23 protein-coding genes, 2 tRNA genes and 1 other annotated feature are annotated in these 22,738 nt (G+C 33.7%); of the genes, 4 read left to right on the top strand and 21 right to left on the bottom strand.

What is annotated here, in order from left to right; genetic code table 11:
• Nucleotide 1 precedes the first annotated feature (1 nt).
• From FYJ50_RS04205 to mraZ, 5 genes are all read right to left on the bottom strand, one after another.
• A complete protein-coding gene (locus FYJ50_RS04205; protein WP_154459786.1) occupies nt 2-1,258 on the bottom strand; it encodes a cell division protein FtsA in 1,257 nt (418 codons plus the stop codon).
• A 70-nt stretch (nt 1,259-1,328) separates the two neighbouring features.
• Nucleotides 1,329-3,539 carry a penicillin-binding transpeptidase domain-containing protein gene (locus FYJ50_RS04200; protein ID WP_154459785.1) on the bottom strand — a complete coding sequence of 737 codons (2,211 nt, stop codon included), beginning with the start codon at nt 3,537-3,539 and terminating at the stop codon, nt 1,329-1,331.
• A gap of 15 nt (nt 3,540-3,554) precedes the next feature.
• Nucleotides 3,555-3,854 carry a cell division protein FtsL gene (locus tag FYJ50_RS04195; RefSeq protein ID WP_154459784.1) on the bottom strand — a complete coding sequence of 100 codons (300 nt, stop codon included), beginning with the start codon at nt 3,852-3,854 and terminating at the stop codon, nt 3,555-3,557.
• A gap of 1 nt (nt 3,855) precedes the next feature.
• A complete protein-coding gene (gene rsmH, locus FYJ50_RS04190) occupies nt 3,856-4,782 on the bottom strand; it encodes a 16S rRNA (cytosine(1402)-N(4))-methyltransferase RsmH (protein ID WP_154459783.1) in 927 nt (308 codons plus the stop codon).
• Nucleotides 4,783-5,214 carry a division/cell wall cluster transcriptional repressor MraZ gene (mraZ, locus tag FYJ50_RS04185; RefSeq protein ID WP_154459781.1) on the bottom strand — a complete coding sequence of 144 codons (432 nt, stop codon included), beginning with the start codon at nt 5,212-5,214 and terminating at the stop codon, nt 4,783-4,785.
• A gap of 155 nt (nt 5,215-5,369) precedes the next feature.
• Here mraZ and FYJ50_RS04180 point away from each other — a divergent pair, with 155 nt between their 5' ends.
• The gene (locus FYJ50_RS04180; protein ID WP_154459780.1) at nt 5,370-6,896 is read left to right on the top strand and encodes an L-lactate permease; all 1,527 of its coding nucleotides are present in this window, start codon (nt 5,370-5,372) and stop codon (nt 6,894-6,896) included.
• A 58-nt stretch (nt 6,897-6,954) separates the two neighbouring features.
• Here FYJ50_RS04180 and FYJ50_RS04175 read toward each other — a convergent pair whose 3' ends face one another.
• The 8 genes from FYJ50_RS04175 to FYJ50_RS04140 all read right to left on the bottom strand — a co-directional run bounded on the left by FYJ50_RS04175 (nt 6,955) and on the right by FYJ50_RS04140 (nt 14,497).
• Entirely contained in the window at nt 6,955-7,620 is a 666-nt protein-coding gene (locus FYJ50_RS04175) for a transaldolase family protein (protein WP_154459779.1), read from the bottom strand.
• 114 nt (nt 7,621-7,734) lie between these two features.
• Entirely contained in the window at nt 7,735-8,583 is an 849-nt protein-coding gene (locus FYJ50_RS04170; RefSeq protein WP_154459777.1) for a YitT family protein, read from the bottom strand.
• Nucleotides 8,570-9,904, bottom strand: a complete 1,335-nt coding sequence (locus tag FYJ50_RS04165) for an RsmB/NOP family class I SAM-dependent RNA methyltransferase (RefSeq protein ID WP_154459775.1) — start codon at nt 9,902-9,904, stop codon at nt 8,570-8,572. The genes FYJ50_RS04170 and FYJ50_RS04165 overlap by 14 nt, the downstream gene beginning before the upstream one ends.
• Before the next feature lie 2 nt (nt 9,905-9,906).
• Nucleotides 9,907-11,034, bottom strand: coding sequence for a M23 family metallopeptidase (locus FYJ50_RS04160; protein WP_154459773.1), 1,128 nt, complete (start codon nt 11,032-11,034; stop codon nt 9,907-9,909).
• A gap of 35 nt (nt 11,035-11,069) precedes the next feature.
• Nucleotides 11,070-12,236: an O-antigen ligase family protein gene (locus FYJ50_RS04155; RefSeq protein WP_154459772.1), complete on the bottom strand. Its 1,167-nt coding sequence runs from the start codon at nt 12,234-12,236 to the stop codon at nt 11,070-11,072.
• A gap of 54 nt (nt 12,237-12,290) precedes the next feature.
• Nucleotides 12,291-13,076 (bottom strand): glycosyltransferase family 8 protein, encoded by a 786-nt coding sequence (locus FYJ50_RS04150; protein ID WP_154459770.1) that lies wholly within the window; start codon nt 13,074-13,076, stop codon nt 12,291-12,293.
• A gap of 62 nt (nt 13,077-13,138) precedes the next feature.
• Nucleotides 13,139-13,214, bottom strand: a tRNA-Thr gene (locus FYJ50_RS04145).
• Nucleotides 13,215-13,240: 26 nt separating this feature from the next.
• A complete protein-coding gene (locus tag FYJ50_RS04140; RefSeq protein ID WP_154459768.1) occupies nt 13,241-14,497 on the bottom strand; it encodes a hypothetical protein in 1,257 nt (418 codons plus the stop codon).
• Between the two features lie 98 nt (nt 14,498-14,595).
• Here FYJ50_RS04140 and FYJ50_RS04135 point away from each other — a divergent pair, with 98 nt between their 5' ends.
• Together FYJ50_RS04135 and FYJ50_RS04130 are read left to right on the top strand one after the other, a co-directional pair.
• Nucleotides 14,596-14,829, top strand: coding sequence for a hypothetical protein (locus tag FYJ50_RS04135; RefSeq protein WP_154459766.1), 234 nt, complete (start codon nt 14,596-14,598; stop codon nt 14,827-14,829).
• Between the two features lie 41 nt (nt 14,830-14,870).
• Nucleotides 14,871-14,954 (top strand) — tRNA-Leu (locus FYJ50_RS04130).
• Between the two features lie 24 nt (nt 14,955-14,978).
• Here the strand turns inward: FYJ50_RS04130 and FYJ50_RS04125 are convergent.
• The 6 genes from FYJ50_RS04125 to FYJ50_RS10790 all read right to left on the bottom strand — a co-directional run bounded on the left by FYJ50_RS04125 (nt 14,979) and on the right by FYJ50_RS10790 (nt 19,551).
• Nucleotides 14,979-15,470 carry an SGNH/GDSL hydrolase family protein gene (locus tag FYJ50_RS04125; protein WP_154459765.1) on the bottom strand — a complete coding sequence of 164 codons (492 nt, stop codon included), beginning with the start codon at nt 15,468-15,470 and terminating at the stop codon, nt 14,979-14,981.
• Between the two features lie 71 nt (nt 15,471-15,541).
• Entirely contained in the window at nt 15,542-16,291 is a 750-nt protein-coding gene (locus tag FYJ50_RS04120) for a class II glutamine amidotransferase (RefSeq protein WP_154459763.1), read from the bottom strand.
• Nucleotides 16,292-17,530 carry a hypothetical protein gene (locus tag FYJ50_RS04115; RefSeq protein ID WP_205946414.1) on the bottom strand — a complete coding sequence of 413 codons (1,239 nt, stop codon included), beginning with the start codon at nt 17,528-17,530 and terminating at the stop codon, nt 16,292-16,294. It lies immediately after the preceding gene.
• A gap of 13 nt (nt 17,531-17,543) precedes the next feature.
• Complete coding sequence (locus FYJ50_RS04110) at nt 17,544-18,221, bottom strand: B3/B4 domain-containing protein (protein ID WP_154459760.1); 678 nt, start codon at nt 18,219-18,221, stop codon at nt 17,544-17,546.
• The gene (locus FYJ50_RS04105) at nt 18,218-19,336 is read right to left on the bottom strand and encodes an O-acetylhomoserine aminocarboxypropyltransferase/cysteine synthase family protein (RefSeq protein ID WP_338082995.1); all 1,119 of its coding nucleotides are present in this window, start codon (nt 19,334-19,336) and stop codon (nt 18,218-18,220) included. The genes FYJ50_RS04110 and FYJ50_RS04105 overlap by 4 nt, the downstream gene beginning before the upstream one ends.
• A 14-nt stretch (nt 19,337-19,350) precedes the next feature.
• A complete protein-coding gene (locus tag FYJ50_RS10790) occupies nt 19,351-19,551 on the bottom strand; it encodes a PLP-dependent transferase (RefSeq protein ID WP_277352320.1) in 201 nt (66 codons plus the stop codon).
• A gap of 12 nt (nt 19,552-19,563) precedes the next feature.
• Nucleotides 19,564-19,791: a binding site (T-box leader), on the bottom strand.
• Nucleotides 19,792-19,904: 113 nt separating this feature from the next.
• On the opposite strand from FYJ50_RS10790, the gene FYJ50_RS04100 reads away from it, so the two are divergent.
• Complete coding sequence (locus FYJ50_RS04100) at nt 19,905-20,828, top strand: DUF1002 domain-containing protein (protein ID WP_154459758.1); 924 nt, start codon at nt 19,905-19,907, stop codon at nt 20,826-20,828.
• A 14-nt stretch (nt 20,829-20,842) separates the two neighbouring features.
• Here the strand turns inward: FYJ50_RS04100 and FYJ50_RS04095 are convergent, their stop codons facing one another.
• Both FYJ50_RS04095 and FYJ50_RS04090 read right to left on the bottom strand, forming a co-directional pair.
• A complete protein-coding gene (locus FYJ50_RS04095) occupies nt 20,843-21,409 on the bottom strand; it encodes an NUDIX hydrolase (protein WP_154459756.1) in 567 nt (188 codons plus the stop codon).
• A 1-nt stretch (nt 21,410) separates the two neighbouring features.
• Nucleotides 21,411-22,736, bottom strand: coding sequence for a TrkH family potassium uptake protein (locus FYJ50_RS04090; RefSeq protein WP_154459755.1), 1,326 nt, complete (start codon nt 22,734-22,736; stop codon nt 21,411-21,413).
• Nucleotides 22,737-22,738 lie beyond the last annotated feature (2 nt).

Below are 22,738 nucleotides of genomic sequence, written 5' to 3'. Positions count from 1 at the left end.
CCTATTTCCTTTCTGTTAATATCACATTTTTTAATTTTCTTGTAAATCCGCCATCTCCCTTTTTACTTTGCTGATTGATGGCATCTATACTGGCTTCTAATTCGTTGTTGTTAGGACTTGTTTTATCAATTCCACGAATCTTATTCACTTCCTGCCATGCATAAGCCATACCTAGACCACAAACATAACTTCCATCTCTGGCTCCCATGCATGTTTCCTGGTATACCATGGCTTCTGCATTAAACAGATCTGTTAAATCTTTAAATACAACAATATTTGAACCTTGTCCTGTCAAAATATAACGTGATTTGGATTGTTTAACAATAGGTGCACAAGTCTCATTGATTTGAGCAATCCATTGACGAATCTTTGGCATACAGGATTCGACCAGTTCTTTTTCTGTAATTTCTACTCGGTCTATTTCATTCTGTCCAATATAGATAATGATATCTTTTGCTTTTGATTCATCTGTAATAAATAAATTCTGAAGCAAACGATAACATATATCATCACTTAAATGATATTTTTCTTGTAAATCCGAAGTAAACCAGCTGTATCCTTTTTCTAAAGAAGCAGTATTCATTAAGCGACCTTTAGAGAATACACTTAAAGTACAATGTTGCGCTTCAAGATCCAACTGAATCATCATACGATCATAACTCATTTCCAGACACGCTGTCTGCTGCGCTATCGCATATGTATCCAGACATAGATCCAGGATCTCCAGATTGGCTTGTTCAACACATTTCGCATACGCATAAATGGTTTCTTTATCTGCATATAATAAGTCCACATTCATATAGAACTCTTCACAAGATTGTTGAAGTGGAAGTTTTTTTGTTTCAACATCATTAACGGTATATAATATGCGATTTAAATTCACAAATTCAACATCATCCGATGCTTTTCTCTGAATAGCTTTATTATATCCCTGCTGAATATGGAACAAACGAATGGTTTTTGTACCATCTTCAATCTGTATATGAACTCTTTGATTGTTTCTTTGAACATTCAAACTTGGAATAGCTAATAAAACTCTTTCAATACGATACCCTAATGCTGCTTGCGCATTTGTTACAACTTCACGAATTGTCATAACGACATTGGCTTCATCTACCACTTTCTGATTTTTGATGCCCGTACACGCTGCTTTTTCAGTTCTTAATACGTTATATCTTCCATCAAATACTTCAAGAACGACTAAACGAACTTCTTGATCTGCGATTTCTAATGATGCATATACTTTTTTCTTGCTCATTTGACGTCTCCTTTTTTTACTTATCTATAATAACATAAAATAACACAAATATTGTAGTCTTTATATGAAATTAAGCAAGTTTTACAACTATTTTTGTTTTTGAATCAACGGATTGACCAGAAGCAATGCTTTGCTCACTGACAGTTCCCTGTCCGCTTGCTTCAAATAAAATTCCTGACAATTCACAGAATATTTTTACATCTTTATATGTCCATCCAGTCATATCTGGCATCGTAACATTTTTCCCATCGGTCAGTATAAAAATTTTATCATTGCTTGTGACAACTGTATCTTTTTCTGGATACTGATCAATCACATTGACACCATCGCCAATATAAACAACTGGAACAGAGATAGATGACAATTTGTTTTTCACATATTCATTCGTATGATTTTTTAAAGATGGCATTGTATAACTGTTCCATGTTTCCCCTGTCGTTTCACTTTTTTCAGTATCTCCACCACTGATTCCTTCTGCAATCAGGGCTGCCTGCATAATGGTCTGAAAGTAGCTGGCAGAATAATTAACATAATTGGGTCCTAACATTCCCCAGTAAACCATAATTTCTGGATCATCGTATGGCGCAGCTGCCATGATACTGGATGAATAAATTGAAGTGGAATAGGCACCTGTTTCTTCATCATAATATTCACCTGTACCTGTTTTAGCCATCATATCAACTCCATCAATCGCAAATCTTTCTCCATTGGCTCCTTCTGATAAAACATTTTTTAAAAGATCTTTCATTTTATCTGCCGTTTCTTTGCTGATTGGAGTTCCTGTAATTTCTGTACCATATGACTTTAAAACTTCATTAGTATCCCCGTCTTCAATCTGTTTGACCACATAAGGCCGAACCATATTTCCATCATTGAAAATAGCACTGTAAGCCTGCATCAGCTGAAGAACTGTGACCGAACTTGCCTGTCCAAATCCAGTAGAAAGATAATCAATCACAGAATCTAAACTTTCCCATCCTACACTTTCATTGACATAGGGAATATCCGTTGCCTGAAAGAATCCAAATGCTTTTAAATACGATTCAAAATCATTGTAGTTTACATAATTGGCTAACAATTCACAAATCCCGACATTCGAAGAATAAGCCAGCCCAGTCTCAAAGGTAATCGTTCCATAATCGTGTCCTAGGGCATCTCGTATAGTAGGATATCCGTCCACTTCAGAAATAGTTCTGACGATTTTTCCAGTTGCCGCATCGTATTTGTAGTTAAATTCCCCTGCCCTGAATGTTGTATTTTCAGGAAACACTCCGGTATCGATTGCAGTGGCATAGGTAATCGATTTCATAACCGACCCAGGCTCAAAAGACATTTCACTGACATTATCCGTATAGCTTGGAATCTCAGTTGGATGATTCTGATCAAAAGTCGGATAACTGGCCCAGGCCAATATCTCCCCTGTTTCCGCTTCCATAACACAGCACCATGCTTTTTGAGCATTATTATCTTCCATTGTCTTTTTCATAACACTTTCAACGGTTTCCTGAAGGTTAAAATCCAATGTCAGAACAACATTGTCGCCATTTTCAGCTTCTTTATAGACTGTCGTAGTTCCTGGTAATACGCTTCCTGTTACCGTCTGCTGGTATTGTACTTTTCCATCTTTTCCAGTTAAAATCTTATTCAGACTCTGTTCAAGACCCATTTTCCCAACAATTCCCTGTTGTTCTTCATCATAAGAAGCAAATCCAATTAAATTGCTTGAAAAAGGAGATACCGGATAATTACGAGAAACGTCGTCTTTAAAAGTAATCCCTGTCAGATCCAGCTTTTCGATCTTTTCTTTTACTTCTTTGGATAAACGCTTCGTTCCCGTTCCCAGTTCTGTTTGAGCCAGGCCTTTATCAATAGCTGTATCCATGATAGACTGCAATGTAGATCTTTTTGTATTATCCAGTATTTTTGCCAAAGACCGACTTGTTTTAGCTGTATCGGTTACATAAAGAGGATTGCCATTTTCATCATAAGGTCCAGTGATATTTCCCTGATCATCATAATCAGGTAAGATCACAACAATTGTATAAGCATTTACTTCCTGTGCAATTACATTATAATTGCGATCGTAGATTGTTCCTCTTTTTCCTTTTGTTACTGTATCTACGATGCTGGAAGCAATTTGAGAATTCAAAGCATCCTGTCTAGACCATATATGTTTTTTTGTAATCATGGTAAAAAGAACATTAGCAACGACTAATGTTCCCACTAAAAGCATAATTTGTATAATATGATATAGTCCATTGTTTGTTTTTTTGACACCCATCTGACATCCACCTATCTATTTATTTTCCATAATATAGATATTATTTTGATTGTCTTTTACGGAACTGTCAAGCATTCCTAACAAACGAGTTTTATTTTGCAGATTATTGACCTCATTTTCCAGTTCGCTGACCAGTTCCTGTTTTTCATTTACCTGGGCAGCCAATTCCTGTTCTTTCATCTGAAGCATAATATTATATGACTTCAAACCTACTCTTGTACCAAAGAAGAATGCCGCTGATATTACGAACAGGCCAAAAATCCAAATATCTTTTCTTAATTTTCTTTTATTATTCTTTTTCTTATTTTTTCGCATATCAACGCATCCTTTCTATTCCCCTGAGCTTTGCACTATGTGCCCTGTTATTATCATTCAGCTCTTTTTCTGTTGCCATAACCGGTTTTCTATTTATTAATTGATAATCTAATTTTTCTATCCTTAATTCTGGTAAACGCTTGTCCACTTTTTTAGGAACAGCCACTTCTTTAAAAATATTTTTTACCATTCGATCTTCTAAAGAATGAAATGTAATCACAACCATTCTTCCTTGTGGTTTCAATCGTTTTAACCCCTCTTTTAAAACAATTGAAAGCTGATCCAATTCATGATTGACTTCAATTCGAATCGCCTGAAAGATACGCTTTGCTGGATGTCCTTTTTTATTTAATACTTTCTGTGGTAAAGCACTTTTAATGACATCGACTAATTCAAAGGTAGTATCAATCGGTTTTTCTTGTCGAGCTTTCTCAATTTGACAAGCAATTTTATACGCAAATGGATCTTCACCATATTCTTTAAAAATTCTTGTAAGTTCCTGTAAAGTATATTCATTTACAACTTTCCAGGCATCCAACTCCTGTTCCTGATTCATCCTCATGTCCAGTCTGGCATCCATTCGATAACTAAAACCCCTTTTTTCATCATCGAATTGTGGAGACGAAACACCTAAATCCAGCAAAATACCATCCACAGATTCAACCCCCATTGAATCAAGGATTTCTTTTAAATTCTGAAAAACATCATGAACACAAGTGAAATTGTTCCCATATTGTGATAAACGATCCTGGCTTTCTTTAATAGCCTGTTTATCACAATCGATTGCGTATAAGTGTCCTTTTTTACATCTTTTTAATATTTCTGCACTATGGCCCCCTCTGCCAAGAGTACAGTCCACATAAATTCCATCATCTTTTATATGTAACATATCAATGGTTTCATTTAACAAAACGCTAATGTGTTCCATTTACCCAAATAAGTCTGTAATATTTTCAGCCACTTCTTCAAATAATCCATCCTGCTCCTCTTCCAATTTTTCCCAATTGGATTTAGCCCAGATTTCTAAATGATTGGCAACCCCAATAATCAGACATTCCTTTTCTAAGCCAGCCAGAGATATTAAAGACGATGGGATCAAAATTCTACCCTGACTATCCATTTCACACTCCGATGCCTTTGATAACATCATACGTTGATACATACGCGCATCTTTTTTAGTAGAAGGAAGTGATGAAAGCTTTGCGTATACTTTTTCCCATTCTTCCATGGTATATACATACAGACATCCATCCAATCCACGGTTGACAACCACACGTTCACCAAGCTCTTCACGAAATTTCGCTGGCATAATCAATCGCCCCTTACGATCAATATTGTGCTCAAATTCGCCCATGAACATGTGTTTCACCCCCCACTATTCAACACAAAATGCTACTTTGTACCACTATCTTACAACATTTATACGTAAAATCCAATTCTTTTCCTAAAAAAATCATATTTTTTATTGAACTTTATTAATATTTGTTATAATTTGATTCGTAAAGGAGAAAGATTATGGGATTTATATATTTTCTATTGGGATTGCTCCCAATTATCTGGCTTATTGTTGCTTTGATTGTATTGAAAATGCCAACTTTTAAAGCTGCAATGGGATCCTTAGCTGTCGCGATTCTTCTGGCTTTATTTGTATGGAAATTGCCATTTATGAATGTATTAACCGCAACCCTGGAAGGATTTGCCAATGCAGCCTGGCCAATTATTCTGGTTATTATTGCTGCTATGTTCACATACAATCTGACATTAAAAACTGGAGCTATGGAAGTAATCAAACATATGTTGAGTTCTGTCACAAATGACAAACGTATTCTGATTTTGATTCTTGCGTGGTGTTTCGGTGGATTTATGGAAGGTATGGCCGGCTTTGGAACAGCTATTGCCATTCCGGCAGGAATGCTGTATGCAATGGGATTTGATCCAATTTTTTCTTGTCTGGTCTGTTTAATTGCCAATGGTGTACCGACTGCATTTGGTTCCATAGGAATTCCAACGGTTACCTTAGCGGGTCTAGTTGGTTTGGAAAATACAACTTTATCGTTTTACACTGCAATTCAGCTGGCTCCATTTATCCTTCTTTGTCCGATATTGATTGTTATGGCAACCGGTAAAGGATTCAAAGCATTAAAAGGAGTCCTGCCCGTTACTTTGGCATCGGGAATCAGTTTCCTGATTCCTACCATTATTATTGGAAACTTTGTAGGAGCGGAATTAGCCGTTGTGGTTGGAAGCGTATGTTCATTACTTGTTACGATTCTGATGGGTTCTAAAGTTAAACCCGATCCACAATATGAAATGGAAAAGAAAGATAAACAGCCTTTAGTTGTAAAAGAATGTGTAAAAGCATGGTCTCCATTTATTTGTATTTTTGTATTCTTACTGTTAACATCCAAACTGGTTGCTCCAGTTAATTCAGCATTGTCACAATTCTCTTCTGCCGTACAGATTTATTGTGGCCAGAATCCAAATACCTTGACGTTTGCATGGATCAATACACCAGGAATCTGGATCTTCCTGTCTGCATTTATCGGAGGAAAGATTCAGGGAGCCAGTCTGAATGACTTCGTTTCTGTCTTTGTTTCCACATTGAAACAAATGAAAGCAACAATGATTACAATGTGTTCGGTATTAGGATGTGCAAAAGTTATGGGATACGCTGGAATGATTGCTGCCATTGCAGATTTTGCCATCGGTGTAACTGGACCTCTATATCCAATCGTAGCTCCATGGATTGGAGCATTGGGATGTTTTGTTACTGGTTCTGGAACAAGTTCTGGTGTCTTCTTTGGAGCGGTTCAAGCCAGCGCTGCTCAGGCACTGCATGCAAACACATACTGGATCGTTGCATTGAATTCGATGGGTGTAGCTGCTGGTAAAATGATGTCACCTCAATCCATAGCCATCGCTTTAAGCGCGGTTCAAAAAGAAGGACAGGATTCAAAACTGTTAGCAAAAATTCTTCCTTATGGAGTTTTGTTTTTGATTCTTATGTCCATATATGCATTTGTCGGTGCAAAAATTTTATAAAGTAAAAAACCAGATTGGTATGAATCCAATCTGGTTTTTTCTTTATCTTATTTTTTATCTATGCTAATGAATTACGTCCGTAAGCTTTTTCCCAATCTTTAGAGAAAGTTTCCACTGCACTTTCTGTTGCTGGATGATCAATTAAATTAAAGGCAACATCTACAGGAACCGTTACACTTTGAATTCCAGCTTTAAACAATTCATGAACCTGACGAGTGTTTTTAAAGCTTGCTGCGATGACTTCTGTTGGCAAGTTATTTAAACGTAACATATCTAATAAGTCACAAACCTGACCAATTCCATCTCCAAAGTTTTCCATACGGTTCACATAAGGTGCTAAATAATCTGCTCCATTTAAAGCAGCCATAAATCCCTGATTTGCTGTATAAATAGCAGTCGCTAATGTTTTAATTCCTAATTTCTTACATTCTTTAATTGCTTTTAATCCTTCGTGTGTAACAGGAATTTTAACAACCATATTCTTTTCTCTTAAAGAATTGATATATTTTGCTTCTTCCATGATTCCTTCAAAGTCTGTTTTAACAACCTGAATAAAAATCAGCTGATCTGGACTTAAAATATCAATTAAATCATTGATTACATCTTCACTTGGTCTACCTGATTTTGTAATGATTGTTGGGTTTGTTGTAACCCCAGCCACTGTCAATAATTCATTTAATTCTTTAATTTTCTGGATATCTGATGAGTCAATTACTAGTTTCATTTGTATTCCTCCTAAATGCATATAAAATATAACATAACCTTATTTTAAATACAAGATATATTTTATTATTTTTTATCGTTTTTTTTATAAACAATAAATATCAATAAATATCAATTATAATCTCTTTTCAAAACCTCCCGTAATTCCCGAACCTTCATTTAGAATCACAAATGCATTTGGATCCACTTCATCAATAATTTTCTTTAATCGTCGAATTTCATATTTATTCAGACAAGTCACCAGAACATACAGATCCTGTTCGGTATAAGCTCCTTTTCCATTCCAGTACGTAACACCTCTTCCTGTACGAGACATAATTTCGTTTTTCAGTTTTTCTTCTTTTGTAAAAATCGTAGCCGCAATATTGATATTCTGATAATGACAGCGATCACAGACAAAATACATTACTGAAACGTAAATAATCGAATATAGACTGCTTTCTAAACTCCATGCAAAGGCACAGAATGAAAAAAGAATTGCGTTTAGTAAAATTGATAGCTTCCCTACCGAAAAGCCTGGTTTTATCTTCGAAAAGTAAACCCCTAATATGTCCATTCCTCCAGCACATCCACTGCTTCTTAAACAGAAACCAATTCCAATTCCTCCTAAAATAGCTCCCATCAGACAATTGGAAAGCAAATCTTCCATAACAGGAATTTGTGTTTTTGGAAGAATCGACAGCATACAGGTTTGCACAATGACACTTAAAATTGTTTTGGCACAGAACTGTTTTGAAATATTGCGTATTGCCAGTATGAACAAAGGAATATTCAACAAACCATTTATGATTCCTGTTAAATCAAAAGAGGAACGATGTGGTATATAAAAATCAAAAAGCTGGGCAATTCCTACAATCCCTCCTGAATTGATATTATTAGGTGTTACAAATAAATTAATACTGATGGCAAAAAGCATGCTTCCAAAAATCAGTTCAACATATTTATAAATTTCATTTTTTTCCATATAAACTTTGTCCTTCCATTAATCTTAGTCCTTTGGGAATTTTGTTTTTGATCACATTCCCATCGCTTTTCCCAAAACCAAAAGGATATCCCTCAAAACATGTAGCAACATATCCTTTATCGCATTTCAGATCTAAAGACAATCCGTGAATAAACTGATTGGCCTGTTCAAAATCTAAATTGATCTTATGTTTAATATTTTCTAGATCATTATTCATATAAAATGCATGAGAAGGTTCAAATCTTTTTTTTATGATGTCTCCACAGTACAATCCCTGGCGAATGCATTTCACTTTTTTAAAATCAACAAATTCTCGATTCATACAGAATATTGAATTGGATACAGTATGCATGTAAGGATATAACCAATTTAACTGTTCCTTTAAAAATTTTTGGGCTAGAGGATCGATTTTTTCTTTTTTCAAAATAGGAAGATATTTTATATCACCTTCTATTTTCTTTAGTTTTGCGACAAAATGACCTTCTCCATGATCCATAGGAAATATTCGTCTTACCTTTTTTTCATCCAATCCATCGGTTTTTAATCCACTTCTTCCAAAATTTCTTTCTATATCTATAAGCTGCATATCTTTATGTTTCTTTAAAAAAGAAACAATTACTTCTTCATTTTCTTCTTTGGCATACGTACATGTGGAATAAACTAAAATACCATCTTTACGAAGTGCTTTATACGCCTGTTCCAGAATATCCAGCTGTCTTTTCTGACAATATAGAATATTTTCGTAAGACCATTCCTGATAAGCCATTGAATGTTTTTTCATCATTCCTTCTCCAGAACAGGGCGCATCCACTAGTACTTTATCAAAACAGGAAGGAAAAGCGGAACATAAAGTTTCTGGTTTAACATTGGTTATGGCCACATTCATAAATCCCATTCGTTCCATATTAGACAACAGAATTTTACAGCGTTTTGCATCAATTTCATTGGATACCAGAAATCCATTCTTTAATCTGGCGGCAATCTGAGAGCTTTTCCCACCAGGCGCTGCACATAAATCTAAAACCACATCCTCTTCTTTTATATCCAGGCACTCCACTACAGACATAGCACTGGGTTCCTGTAAATAATACAGGCCAGACATATGAAAGGGATGATTTCCTAAAGACTTTGAAATATAAAATCCGTTTTCACAAAAAGGGGTCTGCCCTTCTATGTCTTTAAATATTCGGATAAATTTATCTTTTGATATCTTACTGGTATTAACACGAAGTCCCTGATACATTTTCTGATTCAGCGTTTCCTTAAACGCATCAAATTCATCTGGTATATAAGACTGAATTCTCTTTAAAAATAAATCCATATTTACCCCCAAATACTTTCTGGTCGAATACGACATGCATAATCGGAACAAGTTGCAATCTGATTCCATCCAGTACCAAAGGAGAAATCTGCTCCCTTTAAGAAATAGGAAATAGCCTGTTCCAATGAACAGTTTAATTCAAATACCTCAATATGACAATGTGGACCTGAAGAATTTCCGCTATTTCCACTTAATGCCAGTACATCATTCTGTTTCACCTGCTGTCCAGCCACAACATAAATCTGACTGGATAAATGACAGAAAGAAATCCCATATAAACGATTTTGTACTGATACGATCATGCACAGAGTATTTCCTCCTCCATATGGCCATCCCGAACCATTTCCTAAATATCCACTATTATCCTTTTCTGGTGCATCTGCATAAAGTATGATTCCATTGCCCGGTGCATAAATCTTTGTATACATTTCACAGGCAACATCCATACCCAGATGCATTTTACCATTTGGATAAGCCCACGTTCCTGCACTTATATATCCATTTAAAATTGGTTTTGAAAAAGAATCACTTGTCACATCTATTTCAGGATTTCCATTCAAACATGCCTGATAGGAGTCACCAAACTGATCTATGTAAGAGCCATATGGCGGTAAAGACTGAATCCCCTGTATCATTTTTGAAGGATCGTACTTTCCATCGTCTGAAAATTCTAAATTTGAATCTTTCAAGAATAATTCTTCCTGCTTCCATTGAATCTGTTTTAAAGTATCTTCTATTTCAATGATATGATTCTGGATCCATTCTATTTTTTCTTTATATTTCTCATTACATCTTAAAAGATGATCATACTGTTCTAAGATACCCATATCTATTTCAATTTGATCTTCATGCATCTGATTATAAAGCAGAAACAGCTTAATCTGTTCATACTCCTTTTTTAATTGTTCAATCTGTTCCTCATTCCATTTTAAAGTGTCTCTATACTGATAATCCAATGCTTTATATTTTAATTCCTTTTCATTCAATTCTTTTGATAATTTAAGATAAGATAAAGATTTTTCAGAAGATGTTATATTCTGATTTTCAATGGAATGAAAAATAGACTGATTTGAAATCTGTAAAGAATAAAAAGAACATAAAAAAAGACAAACACAAAGAACTGATTTCATAAAATCCTTTCTACTGTCTGCCTGTTTTTATTTTATCAGACTTTATTTATTTTACAAACACTACAATTTAAAATCAGTAAAATAAAGACTCCTGTACAAATATTTAATAAAGAACAATCCATAATGCCATGAATCAATACAATCAGTATAAAAGCAACAATCATCGCAAAATATTCAGGATGCTCATTCCATTTTCGAATTTTAACAATATCTTTAAGAATAGAAACACAGGCTGTGATTATGCATATTGTTCCCACAATTCCATAAGAACAAAGCATATCAATATAAATATTATGGCAATGTGGAGCTGGATGCCCATTGTATATTTTATTCGCAATCGAATAGGAAAAAGGCCCCATTCCAAAAAGAGTATGATCTTTAATGGATTGAAAAGCACATGTCCATATTTTAAAACGACTACCTACCGTACTGATATCCGATAATCGGGGAATCAGATCCGGTTTTAAAAACAGAACACCGCTAAGCGCAACTATAGAAACAATGGATGCCCATCCCCACTTTTTTTCTTTTGATAAAAACAAGAAAGCAGGAACCATCACAACAAATGGAAGAAAAGCAGCTCTGCATCCTGTCAGATACATAAGAACCAGATCAAAGACTCCTATTCCAACATATTTTATTTTTTCTAAACCTTTTTTACATTGCACAAAACGAACCATACAGCAGACAATTAAGAATTCAAGAATCATCGCATAGTAATTCGCATTTAAAAATGTAGAGGAGATTCTTCTTTTTGGTGAATTAAATATATGAAAATCAAAAAAAGAATATCCATTTAATATAGAAATACGATAAAATTGAAACAATCCAATCAGATTAATAAAGAAGGACATTAAAATCATGATTTCAATTATAATCTGAAAGAGTTTATAGTTTAAATGATTTCGAACAAAAGCAATATACATAAATACAAGAATCAAACCAATGGATATCCCTATTCCATATAGATTCTTATAAAAACAGCTCACAAACAATTCTAACAGAAAAAAAGGATACAATATTTTATAACCCGGTGTATTTTTTATATCCTGTATCCATTCTTTTTTCCTGAATGCATAAATTAAAATTCCAATAATGAATATTCCCTGAACAAAAATATTGATAAATAGTAAAAATATACTCATTAAAATCAATTTTTCTGTTGAATTTAACGATTGAATCTTAGCTTTTAAATCTCTCATAAAAAAACTCCTTAAAGGAGTTTTAACATAACAATACCTAAAAATCAATAAATTCTATTGAACTAATTCCGAATAGAATATACCTAGAGAACCCATATAGTTTTCTTTCCAAGGTTTATTTCTTCCACAGTAATGAATGATCACACTGTTTTTTCTTATCCATTCTATATCTATTTTTTCATTGGGATGTTTTATATTATAAAGACTTAACATTCGATCGCTTAAATTATAAAGACGATAATCTAATATTTTCGTTTTATTTCCATATAAAGCCGTTAATACATCTTGGTCAAATAAAATCATTCGATTCTTATTTTTATTCACAAACTCTAATATTTCAGTTGAATTGACAATCTTTCTTAATTTTTCAAGATTCATCAAAAGTACACCTGTATTAATATAAGGGACTGTATTTTCAATTTTTAAACGACGTGAATTGAATTTTGTGAGTCCTTCATTTACATGTGTACAGGCACAATATGCATTGTCTTCAAAATCCGTATAATACAAATTCCTTAATGAATTGATCACAACAATGTCAACATCCATATATAAAACACGATCTAAAGTATTTGGCAATAAATTAGATGCAAACAATCGATAATAGATTTCTAAAGGATATCGATTGGAAACAGGAAAAGATGAAAACGATTCCTCTGTAACAAAAATAAAATGAAATTGTTGACTAGGAAAGGAATCGATGATTTCTCTTTGCGATTCATAAGATAAATCATGGTGCAGTATATAAAATGTAAAGTCTGTATCAAATCGAATCATTGAAGAAATACATAATTTTGTTAAGGATATAAACTTTTGATTAATGGAAAATAAAATATTCATGAGAGTATACTATCACATAATATAAAAGAAAACCAATGATATGCCATTGGTTTTGTGTCTTATGGTGCCGACTATAGGACTTGAACCTACGACCTACGCGTTACGAGTGCGTTGCACTACCAACTGTGCTAAGTCGGCATGTAAAGAATTGGAAATCCAATTCTTTATTGTTGTATTTGAGCTTTTAATGCATCAATCTGTGATTGAATGGAATTGATTCTCTGTTGTGTTTGAGAAATCACATCATTATTTGTCTGAATTTGTACCTGAATTTCAGAAGTATCCTGTCCATTATCCTGAGCGTATTTCAAATCAGCCTGCAAAGAATCAGCATATGTCTGAAGTTCCTGAAGATCAGTTTTTTCACTTTCCAGTTCACCTTCCAAAGAAGCAATCTGTGCCTCATTCTGCTGCTTCAATTTTTCAAAATATTCAGAATACAGTGACGTATAAGATTTTGTGCAGTAAGAACGAGACAAATCGTCAATTTTCTTTTGAAGTACAGAATTCAATTCGCTATAAGTTGTTTTGTAATTTACAACTTCCATCTTTTGTGCATCTGTATAGCTTTCCCAGCCTTCTAAATAAGCTTTTAAAGCCTGGTACCCTTCATTGGATTCATCTTCCAGATCTGATTTTAACTGTTTCAATTCTTTAATTAAACGAGTATATGTTTTTCCAACATGATCCTTGTCCTTAAAATAATCATTAATGGCATCTTTCTGTTTATCCAGTAAGCCATCATAATCATTCTGCATATCCAATAATTCCAGTTTTTCAGAATCGGACATCATATCAAATTCATCCGCATAGGCAATCAATCGATCATAAGCTTTTAACTGTTCTTCACTGGCAACATTTTGAGGATCATAAATATAAATCTTATAAGCGTATCCTCCCATTAAACAAAGTCCTAACAATACAAGAACAATTACAATTTTAGATGTTTTTGACATCTTATTTCTTTTCTTCTTTTTCTTTTTTTCTTTTTTTATTTTTTTTGGTTTTGTCTCTTCTGTCTTTTTCTCTTCTTTTTCTTCTATTTCTGGTTTCTTTTCTTCTTCAGACTCTGTCTTTGCATTTTCATTCAAGATTCCCTGAACCGTTTTTAAAGAAGCATCTTCATCTTTCTTAAACAAAGATTCTGTTCGTTTTAGATCCAATGTCTGTTCCAGTTCTTCTTTTAAAGAATATTCCAATTCTTCCTGCTGAATGGATTTCTGTCCTCTTTCTTTTCGAAGCATATCCAGAGCGGAAGACATTGTTTCTTCTTTTTTTAAACGTTCCAACTCAGAGGTAACCTTTGGTTGTTCATTTTCTAAATCTTTATATATAGCCATTTCGGTCTTTTTTTCTAATAATGCTTTGGCGAAATCATCAATTTCTTCATATTGTTGTTTTTTTCGTTCTGTTCTTTTCACTTTCATTCCCCTCTAGTATATTATACAAAAAAATCAAAAAAATAAAAGGTGAGTGCTTAATTCTTGAAAACAAATTTTATTTTCATTATAATCAAAGCATGAACGAAGATGAATTGATTAAATATCTGGCCGATCCGATTCTTAAGCAGATCGAAAAATTGTCAAATAAACAGGAATTGTCTCAGCTTCCTCAAATCGAATTTATCATGGAACCTGGACAGGAACCTATTTATATTCAAGGTGTTCAAATCACAGAGGAATTGATTGAAAAATTAAAAACCTATTTACAGGATGAAATTGAAATGATTTGTGCTCCAACGATTTTACATTAATAGTTGCAAAATATCAAAAATATGATAAAATAGTTGGGCATCCGGGTGTGGTGAAATTGGCAGACACGTTAGACTTAGGATCTAATGCCCCAAGCGTGCAGGTTCGAGTCCTGTCACCCGGACCATTATAAAAAAATTGCTCTGAGAAATCAGAGCTTTTTATTTAGGATTTTATTAATATTGGATGCAAACTGTTTATGTCCAGATTCTGAAAAATGTATCCCATCAAAACATAATTCTACTTTTTCATATGGAATACAAGGTACTTTTAATTTCATATATTCCTGATTCAATTCTATGCTTTTCTGTTTGAATTCCACTATTTCTATAACAGGTGGACAAAGAATGCCTGCATTTTCAAAATGGGTCAAAATAATTTTCATATCCTCTATAATATTTTCAATTTTACGATACTGTAAAATATCATTGGTTCCTAAACAGATCCATATAAAATCATAGGGTTCATATACTTTCATATCCAAAATATCATGTAGACATCTTCCATTGATTCCATTTGAAATAAATTTCCAATCATGGACTTCTAAATACTCCACCCATGTTTTTTTATATTTACCACCAAAATAACTTCTTGGATCGTATCCCCATGTATTTGAATCCCCTATTACCAATGCTTTTTTCATTTTATCCCTTTTCTTAACGATTTTAAAACTCAATCGTATTCAAAATATTTTATCAAAATATCATCGATTGTTTATAAATAAGCCCAATCCATAAACAGATATTTCATATCTTTTTCATTATCAACATATTCCTGATTGTGAACGGTTCCTTTATAAATCATTTTTCCATCTTTATAGGCAAATAACTGGCAAAGATCCACTTCTTTCCAATCATCGGAATCCAGTGGCTGCGTTGAAAATATCACTGTTTTTTCTTTTTGAAGCTTGTATAAACTGTGTTTATAATTTGTATGAACATACAATATGGAACCATCGTAAATTAATAAATTTAATTTATTATGATTGGAAAGCATACATACGATATCATCTAAACAATCAAATCTTTCTTTTTCATCAAAATCTTTCATTCTTTCAACGATAAAACATAATATTCTTTCACTGTCTGTTTGTCCTTGTTGAATATCACAATAAGAATCCAGCAGTACATTATCAAATATCGTACCATTATGAGCCAGTGTCCAAATTCTTTTTGTTTCATCCGATTTAATAAACGGATGGGTATTTTCATACTTTTCTACTCCTCTGGTTGCTAAACGAATATGAGCAATGGCATCTTTTACATATATATCTGATTTCAGTCTCTCTTTTAAATAAGAAGACTGATTGGAACAGACTGGTTCTTTTTCCAGATTTACAGAATCCGAATGAAAAATGGCAAGACCCCATCCATTGGGATGGTCTTGACCATGAGAAAAAAATTCATTTAGATACGTATTGATTTCTACTTTATATTCACTAGAAATACCAAATAATTCACACATTTAAATTGCTTCTTCCTGTTGTTTCAATGCCCATTTCAATCCTTTAGAAACAAAGTCTTTTTCATATTCTTTACGAAGGATCCATGCATAACGCTTTTCTGGGTTTTCCAATTTTTCTTCTTCAAATGATAATATATCCATCTGGGATTTACAATCTTTGAATAATAATTTCATCTGATCGATAATTTTTAATCCTGCTTTAACTCCCGAAAATGAATCTTGTCCTTTTATGCTGATTTTCACTGTTTTTAAATCATAATGAGCTGCATTTTTAAAATTCTGTACTGCCTGAATTTGCTCTTCCAGACTCATCGCATCCGATTGTGTTTCACTCAACCATATCAGAAACAGTTCAATGAATTTAAGATCTCTGATATCCAATCCTTCTTTGACTAATGGATTACAGTCCACCATTCTTAATTCAATATGATTGGCGCCATTTTCCTGTAAAGAAGAAAGCGAATTGATTCCTTTTGGTTTTAAACGGATGGGATAATATAGTTCACTAAAAGCAGCAATCAATCCTGTATCCACATATTTTTGAATGCTGCTGGCATAATTCTGTATAGAAGAATAGTCAAAATAAGGTGAAAACGAATTCCAGTATCCTAAATCCGAGCATCGCATTGAAGCCATTCCATTAAAGATGGTTTTTCCTAACACTCCTTTTTCACTATAACTGGAATCCAGTACAGGACTGGCAGCACATAACATAGTAATCAGCCATCCATATTTAGCCGCCTGCTGAACAACATTTAAATAGAATTGATTTTTAAATGTAAAATAATCTTCATTTGAATCTTTCCATTTCTCTTTTATATAATCTTCTGAAAAGGAATAGTTTACATGTATGCCACATAAAGCCATTTTATATTTCCCATAACGATTGGATAAATATTCACGATATTCTTTTTTTGAAGGATCTTCAAATTCAGCAATTTCGATATCTTTTTCATTTCGTATGTAAGGTGGATTACAAAAAGGCCATAATAATTCCGGTTCGTCTAAATTGACTAATGTATTCTGTATGTATTTTATCTGTTCATATAAAGCCTGAATGGCTTGTTCTGGACTGGAACAGACTCTTGTATTGATTTCCGTTTGGCATTCACAAAAATCTTTTGTGACATAAGGTGAATGCATAAAAGGATCTTTTGTTTTAGATAAAAATCCATCTCTTGTGATTCGTAAACTTTCTTTTTCTAAGCCAAAATGACCTTTAACCCATTCTTCTTTCATGTAAAACCTTTCTTTATAAATCAATTATATCAGGAATAATTATTTTTCCTGTACCTGAACAATATGCTGTTGTTATCTCAATGATCTGACTGGCAACTTCCATTAGCTGTGAATCATCAGTAAATTCATTCCCTTGTACAATATACCACACATTTCTTGTATCTTCATTGACTAATGTCTTTTTTACCTGACGAATTTCCAGGCAACATAAAACCGTATTGGAATCATCGATATAGGCATATTCATTAAGAGCAATCTTAACATTCTGATCGGATTGTAAAGGCTGATAATTTTCACTTCCATCTGTAAACCGAAGGGTTACATTCCCTTCGGTTTGATCCATATCGTGAGCGCCTAAAGCAGAATCAATGGATATCAAATTATAGAGATCAATAATTTTATTGATGGATCCAATGTTCTTTCTTTTTATCAACATTCGTATCAGATTTTCACTGGCAGGAATATTTTTTCTTCTTTTAACATGAATGTAATCGTGAAGAAGATGATATCCTTCTAAAATTTTATCTTCTTTCACATTAAAGTCTTTATATTTTTCATATAATTCCTTTACTTTATGATTTCGATACATAATATATTCTTCACTGATTGTTTTATTGTCCACATTCTCGATCACAACAAACAGAACCTTTACGCCTTTTTCTAATACTTGTCTTTGAACCTTAAATTTCATATCTGATTTAATGCGCTTTCCAGATCAAATAGAATATCATCGATGTTTTCAATACCAATTGAAAGTCTTACTGTATTTGGTTTAATATTCTGCTGTTCTAATTCTTCCTGTGAACATTGAGAATGGGTTGTAGAAGCTGGATGAATGACCAGTGATTTGGCATCCGCTACATTTGCTAATAAAGAAAACAATTCCAGTGAATCTATAAATTTAAAGGCTTCTTCCTGTCCTCCTTTGATTTCGATTGTAAAGATGCTGGCTCCTCCATTTGGGAAATATTTCTGATATAATTCATGATCTGGATGATTCTTTAATGAAGGATGATTAACTTTTTCTACTTTTGGATGATGATTTAAAAATTCAACCACTTTTTTAGTATTTTCATTGTGACGATCTATACGTAAGGAAAGTGTTTTCGTTCCCTGTAACAGTAAAAAGGCATTAAATGGAGATAAAGTAGCTCCTGTATCTCTCAATAAGATAGCACGGATATAAGTCGCAAAAGCAGCTTTTCCAGCAGCCTGTGTAAAACGGATTCCATGATAAGATGGATTCGGTTGAGAAATCCATGGGTATCGTCCACTTTTTTCCCATTCAAAAGTTCCTCCATCTACGATTACACCATCTAAAGTCGTTCCATGTTCACCGATGAATTTAGTTGCCGAATGAACCACAATATCTGCACCATGTTCGATTGGACGAATGAGATAAGGTGTTCCAAATGTATTATCCACGACAACAGGTAATCCATGTTTATGAGCCAGTTCACTGATGGCATCCAAATCAGGAATATCGCTGTTTGGATTTCCCAACGTTTCCAGATAAATGGCCTTTGCATTGTCCTGAATGGCGGCTTCAATTTCTTCTAAATTATGCGCATCGACAAAAGTCGTATCGATTCCAATATTTTTATATGTATGTCCTAACAGATTGGATGTTCCTCCATAAATGGTTTTCTGTGCAACAATGTGTTCCCCAGATTTTGCCAGTGCCTGTATCACATAACTGATGGCAGCCACTCCATTGCTTACAGCCAGTCCAGCCACTCCAGATTCAAGGGCTGCAATACGATCTTCAAATGCTCCCTGTGTTGAATTGGTTAATCGTCCATAAATGTTTCCAGCATCTTTTACCCAAAACGATCGGCTGCATGCTGTGAATTGTGAAACACATAGGAAGTTGTCTGATAAATAGGAACCGCTCTGGAATCAGTAGACGGATCGGCCTGTTCTTGTCCTACATGCAGCTGTAATGTTTCAAATTTAAATTTTCTGTCTTTTCTTGAAATACTTGTCATATCTTTTCCTCTTCTTTCTTCTTTGTGAAACAAAAAAAACTCATCCCATAGAACGAGTTCAATTCGTGTTACCACCTATTTTCATTATTATCTTTCAATAATAACCTTAACGAGTACTATCATACCCTTTTGCGATAACGGGCAACCCCGTGCTACCCTCCTATCGAATAGCCAACTCCAAGACCATGTTCATAATTCATACTTTCTTCTTTCCACTCGCCAAAAGATCTCTATAAAGATTTGAATCATTACTCTTCTTTTCTTTGTTTTGTACTTACATACTACATTAGTAGGTATCTGTTATCAACGCATTTCCTACTATTTTTATAGGATTTGACATTTTCTTTCTATGTGTTAGACTCTTTTATATCGATAGGAGGAAAACTATGAAATTTATGAAAAAAAGTATTCTTGCTTCTGTTGCAGTTACATTATCCTGTACTTGTTTACCTGTACATGCGATTGAAACAAACGTTATCGATGAAAAATGGGGAAAACCCACTGTTGTATATGGAGCCGGCCTTAATGCCAATCAGATTCAGGCAACTGCTGAACTATTCAATATAACCAATTCAGAATATGTCAATGAACTGATTGTTGATGCCTATGATGTAAATACATATCTTGGATATTCTTTATCTTCTGGTTCAAGTCTAATTTCATCTGTTATGGTTCAAAAAACAGATAAGAGTGGTGTCGTTGTCAATATCCTGACACCTGAAAACATTACAAAAATAACGGAAGAACAATATGCCAATGCAGCCATTACTGCAGGTGTAACCAATTGCGAAATCGATGTTGCCAGCATAATGAGCGTAACCGGTGAATCGGCTTTAACTGGCGTTTATAAAGCGTTTGAAGCTAATGGTGAAGTACTGGATCCAGAAAGAACGGAAGTGGCACAGGACGAATTGCAGATCACAAATGAAATCGCTCAGGAAAATGAGGGACAGGAAAATTTTGATTCCAATGTACTGGATCAGACAATGCTGGAAATCAAACAGGAACTTGCCAATCAGAAACAGAAAAATGGTGCATTATCACAGGAAGATATTCAGAATATTGTAAATGAAATCATTCAGAAATATAAACTGAATGAAATATTAACGGAAGAAAACATCAATGCGATCATTGAATTCGCAAAAAAATACGCAAATACGTCTGCCATTGACAGTCAGGATGTATTAAACCAGCTGAATTCTCTGGCAAAATCTTTTTCAAAAAATTTTGGTGACTTACTAAAACAGGCTCAGGATTCTGGTTTACTGGATCGTATTATTCAATGGTTTAAAGATTTATTCAACCTATAAAAAATAGACTGTTACTACTTTGTAACAGTCTGTTTTACTTTCTGATTTAATTTATTATAAATTCTTTTAATAAACCATGGTTCAGAAGATACTTTTTCAACTTCTTCCATTAAAAACCATTTTACTCCTTTATTTTCATCTTCCTTTATATGCACTTCTTCATTTTCATCGGCCTGCAGCAAATATGTAATATTCAAATGAAGATGACTGGATACATAACTTCCCTTTTTCTCATGTCCATCCACTGTTAATACTTCTATTGAAAAGATGGAATCCGATAATGGAACAATGTTTTTCAATCCGCTTTCTTCTTTTGCTTCCTGAATGGCCACCTGAAGACAATCGGTATTTCCATCATTATGACCACCTAACCATGCCCAGGAATCGTAGATGCGATGATAGGCCATTAATACTTTTGTAAAATCGGAATTCACGATCCATGCACTGGATGTAATATGACACATTTCGTTTGTTCTAAAAAATATATCCTTGAGATTCAATGCTTTTAAAATCACCTGTTTATCTTTTTCTTCCTGCTGGTTATAGGGAATATACAATTCTAACTGTTTTGCTAAATCCATACTAACCAACCGTAACTTTTTCCTGTGGCAATTTAGAATACGTTTTTATATTTGAAACCGTTGCATAGATGAAAGTCAATCCTCCTACACGACCTAAATACATCAGAATAATCAGTACAATCTTACTGGAAGTATGTAAAGAAGAGGTTATTCCCATTGTTAATCCAACTGTTCCTAATGCCGAAGCACTTTCAAATAAACAAGTCAGAATAGGAAGATTTTCAAAGATACTCAATAATATACCGCCGGCAAGAAAGAAAAATACATACATCATAAATATGGTTAAAGCATTTAATACGATTTCATCTACAATTCTTCTTTTAAATACCGTAACATCCTGTCTTTTAAAGAAAATAGAAAAGGAAGCTAGTACTATAATTGCCAAAGTATTGACCTTCATTCCCCCAGCTGTCGATCCAGTAGCGCCTCCTACCAGCATCATTAGAATCATGATCAGACGACTGGCTTCACTCATTCCATAAAAATCAACAGTATTAAATCCTGCAGTTCGTAATGTTACGCTTTGGAACATAGATACCCAGAATCTTTGAGAGATACTTAAATCTTTAAATTCATGGAAAAAGAAAAACAAAAATGGAAAAAGCAATAATATTGCGGTTGTCACCAGAACCAGTTTTGACTGTAATGAATATTTTTGAAATTTAAAACGATGTTTCTGAAAATCAGACCATGTGATAAAACCAATTCCACCAATCACAATTAATAAACAGATTACAGTATTAATTAATGGATTATAGGCGTATTTCATTAAAGAACCTGGTGTATCTGGAGTGGATACCAAATCAAATCCTGCATTACAGAATGCAGAAATAGAATGAAATATAGAATACCAGATTCCTTTTGGACCATATTCTGGAATAAATTGAAACATCAGCAATACAGCTCCTATAATTTCAATTAAAAAAATTCCTTTAATAAAGAATTTCGAATATCGAATGATTCCTCCCACATATGGAGCACTGATGGATTCCTGCATCAAAGAACGAGAAGATAAACCAATCTTCTTTCCAGATAAGATTCCAATTAAAATAGCTAATGTGATTACTCCCATTCCACCAATCTGAATTAACAGTAAAATCACAACGTGTCCAAAGCTTGACCAGAAAGTGGCTGTATTATTTACTACTAGACCAGTTACACAAGTTGCGGAAGTTGCTGTAAAAAGGGCATCAATAAAAGAAACACTTTCATTTCTGGATATCGGAAGAAGAAGAAACAAAGTTCCCGTTAAGATTACAAATAGAAACCCAAAGATAATAATTCTTTGTGCTGTTAATAGCTTTCTGAATTTAAGATATCGATTCATAT

The sequence above is a fragment of the Floccifex porci genome (genome assembly GCF_009696175.1).
Classification (GTDB): Bacteria; Bacillota_I; Bacilli_A; order Erysipelotrichales; family Erysipelotrichaceae; genus Floccifex; species Floccifex porci.
This window is presented reverse-complemented; position numbering and strand designations above follow the sequence as displayed.

Bases quoted from the DNA above. Each gene is read 5' to 3' on its own strand.
- FYJ50_RS04205 (WP_154459786.1), bottom strand. From the start codon at position 1,258: ATGAGCAAGAAAAAAGTATATGCATCATTAGAAATCGCAGATCAAGAA.
- FYJ50_RS04200 (WP_154459785.1), bottom strand. From the start codon at position 3,539: ATGGGTGTCAAAAAAACAAACAATGGACTATATCATATTATACAAATT.
- FYJ50_RS04195 (WP_154459784.1), bottom strand. From the start codon at position 3,854: ATGCGAAAAAATAAGAAAAAGAATAATAAAAGAAAATTAAGAAAAGAT.
- rsmH (WP_154459783.1), bottom strand. From the start codon at position 4,782: ATGGAACACATTAGCGTTTTGTTAAATGAAACCATTGATATGTTACAT.
- mraZ (WP_154459781.1), bottom strand. From the start codon at position 5,214: ATGTTCATGGGCGAATTTGAGCACAATATTGATCGTAAGGGGCGATTG.
- FYJ50_RS04180 (WP_154459780.1), top strand. From the start codon at position 5,370: ATGGGATTTATATATTTTCTATTGGGATTGCTCCCAATTATCTGGCTT.
- FYJ50_RS04175 (WP_154459779.1), bottom strand. From the start codon at position 7,620: ATGAAACTAGTAATTGACTCATCAGATATCCAGAAAATTAAAGAATTA.
- FYJ50_RS04170 (WP_154459777.1), bottom strand. From the start codon at position 8,583: ATGGAAAAAAATGAAATTTATAAATATGTTGAACTGATTTTTGGAAGC.
- FYJ50_RS04165 (WP_154459775.1), bottom strand. From the start codon at position 9,904: ATGGATTTATTTTTAAAGAGAATTCAGTCTTATATACCAGATGAATTT.
- FYJ50_RS04160 (WP_154459773.1), bottom strand. From the start codon at position 11,034: ATGAAATCAGTTCTTTGTGTTTGTCTTTTTTTATGTTCTTTTTATTCT.
- FYJ50_RS04155 (WP_154459772.1), bottom strand. From the start codon at position 12,236: ATGAGAGATTTAAAAGCTAAGATTCAATCGTTAAATTCAACAGAAAAA.
- FYJ50_RS04150 (WP_154459770.1), bottom strand. From the start codon at position 13,076: ATGAATATTTTATTTTCCATTAATCAAAAGTTTATATCCTTAACAAAA.
- FYJ50_RS04135 (WP_154459766.1), top strand. From the start codon at position 14,596: ATGAACGAAGATGAATTGATTAAATATCTGGCCGATCCGATTCTTAAG.
- FYJ50_RS04125 (WP_154459765.1), bottom strand. From the start codon at position 15,470: ATGAAAAAAGCATTGGTAATAGGGGATTCAAATACATGGGGATACGAT.
- FYJ50_RS04120 (WP_154459763.1), bottom strand. From the start codon at position 16,291: ATGTGTGAATTATTTGGTATTTCTAGTGAATATAAAGTAGAAATCAAT.
- FYJ50_RS04115 (WP_205946414.1), bottom strand. From the start codon at position 17,530: ATGAAAGAAGAATGGGTTAAAGGTCATTTTGGCTTAGAAAAAGAAAGT.
- FYJ50_RS04110 (WP_154459760.1), bottom strand. From the start codon at position 18,221: ATGAAATTTAAGGTTCAAAGACAAGTATTAGAAAAAGGCGTAAAGGTT.
- FYJ50_RS04100 (WP_154459758.1), top strand. From the start codon at position 19,905: ATGAAATTTATGAAAAAAAGTATTCTTGCTTCTGTTGCAGTTACATTA.
- FYJ50_RS04095 (WP_154459756.1), bottom strand. From the start codon at position 21,409: ATGGATTTAGCAAAACAGTTAGAATTGTATATTCCCTATAACCAGCAG.
- FYJ50_RS04090 (WP_154459755.1), bottom strand. From the start codon at position 22,736: ATGAATCGATATCTTAAATTCAGAAAGCTATTAACAGCACAAAGAATT.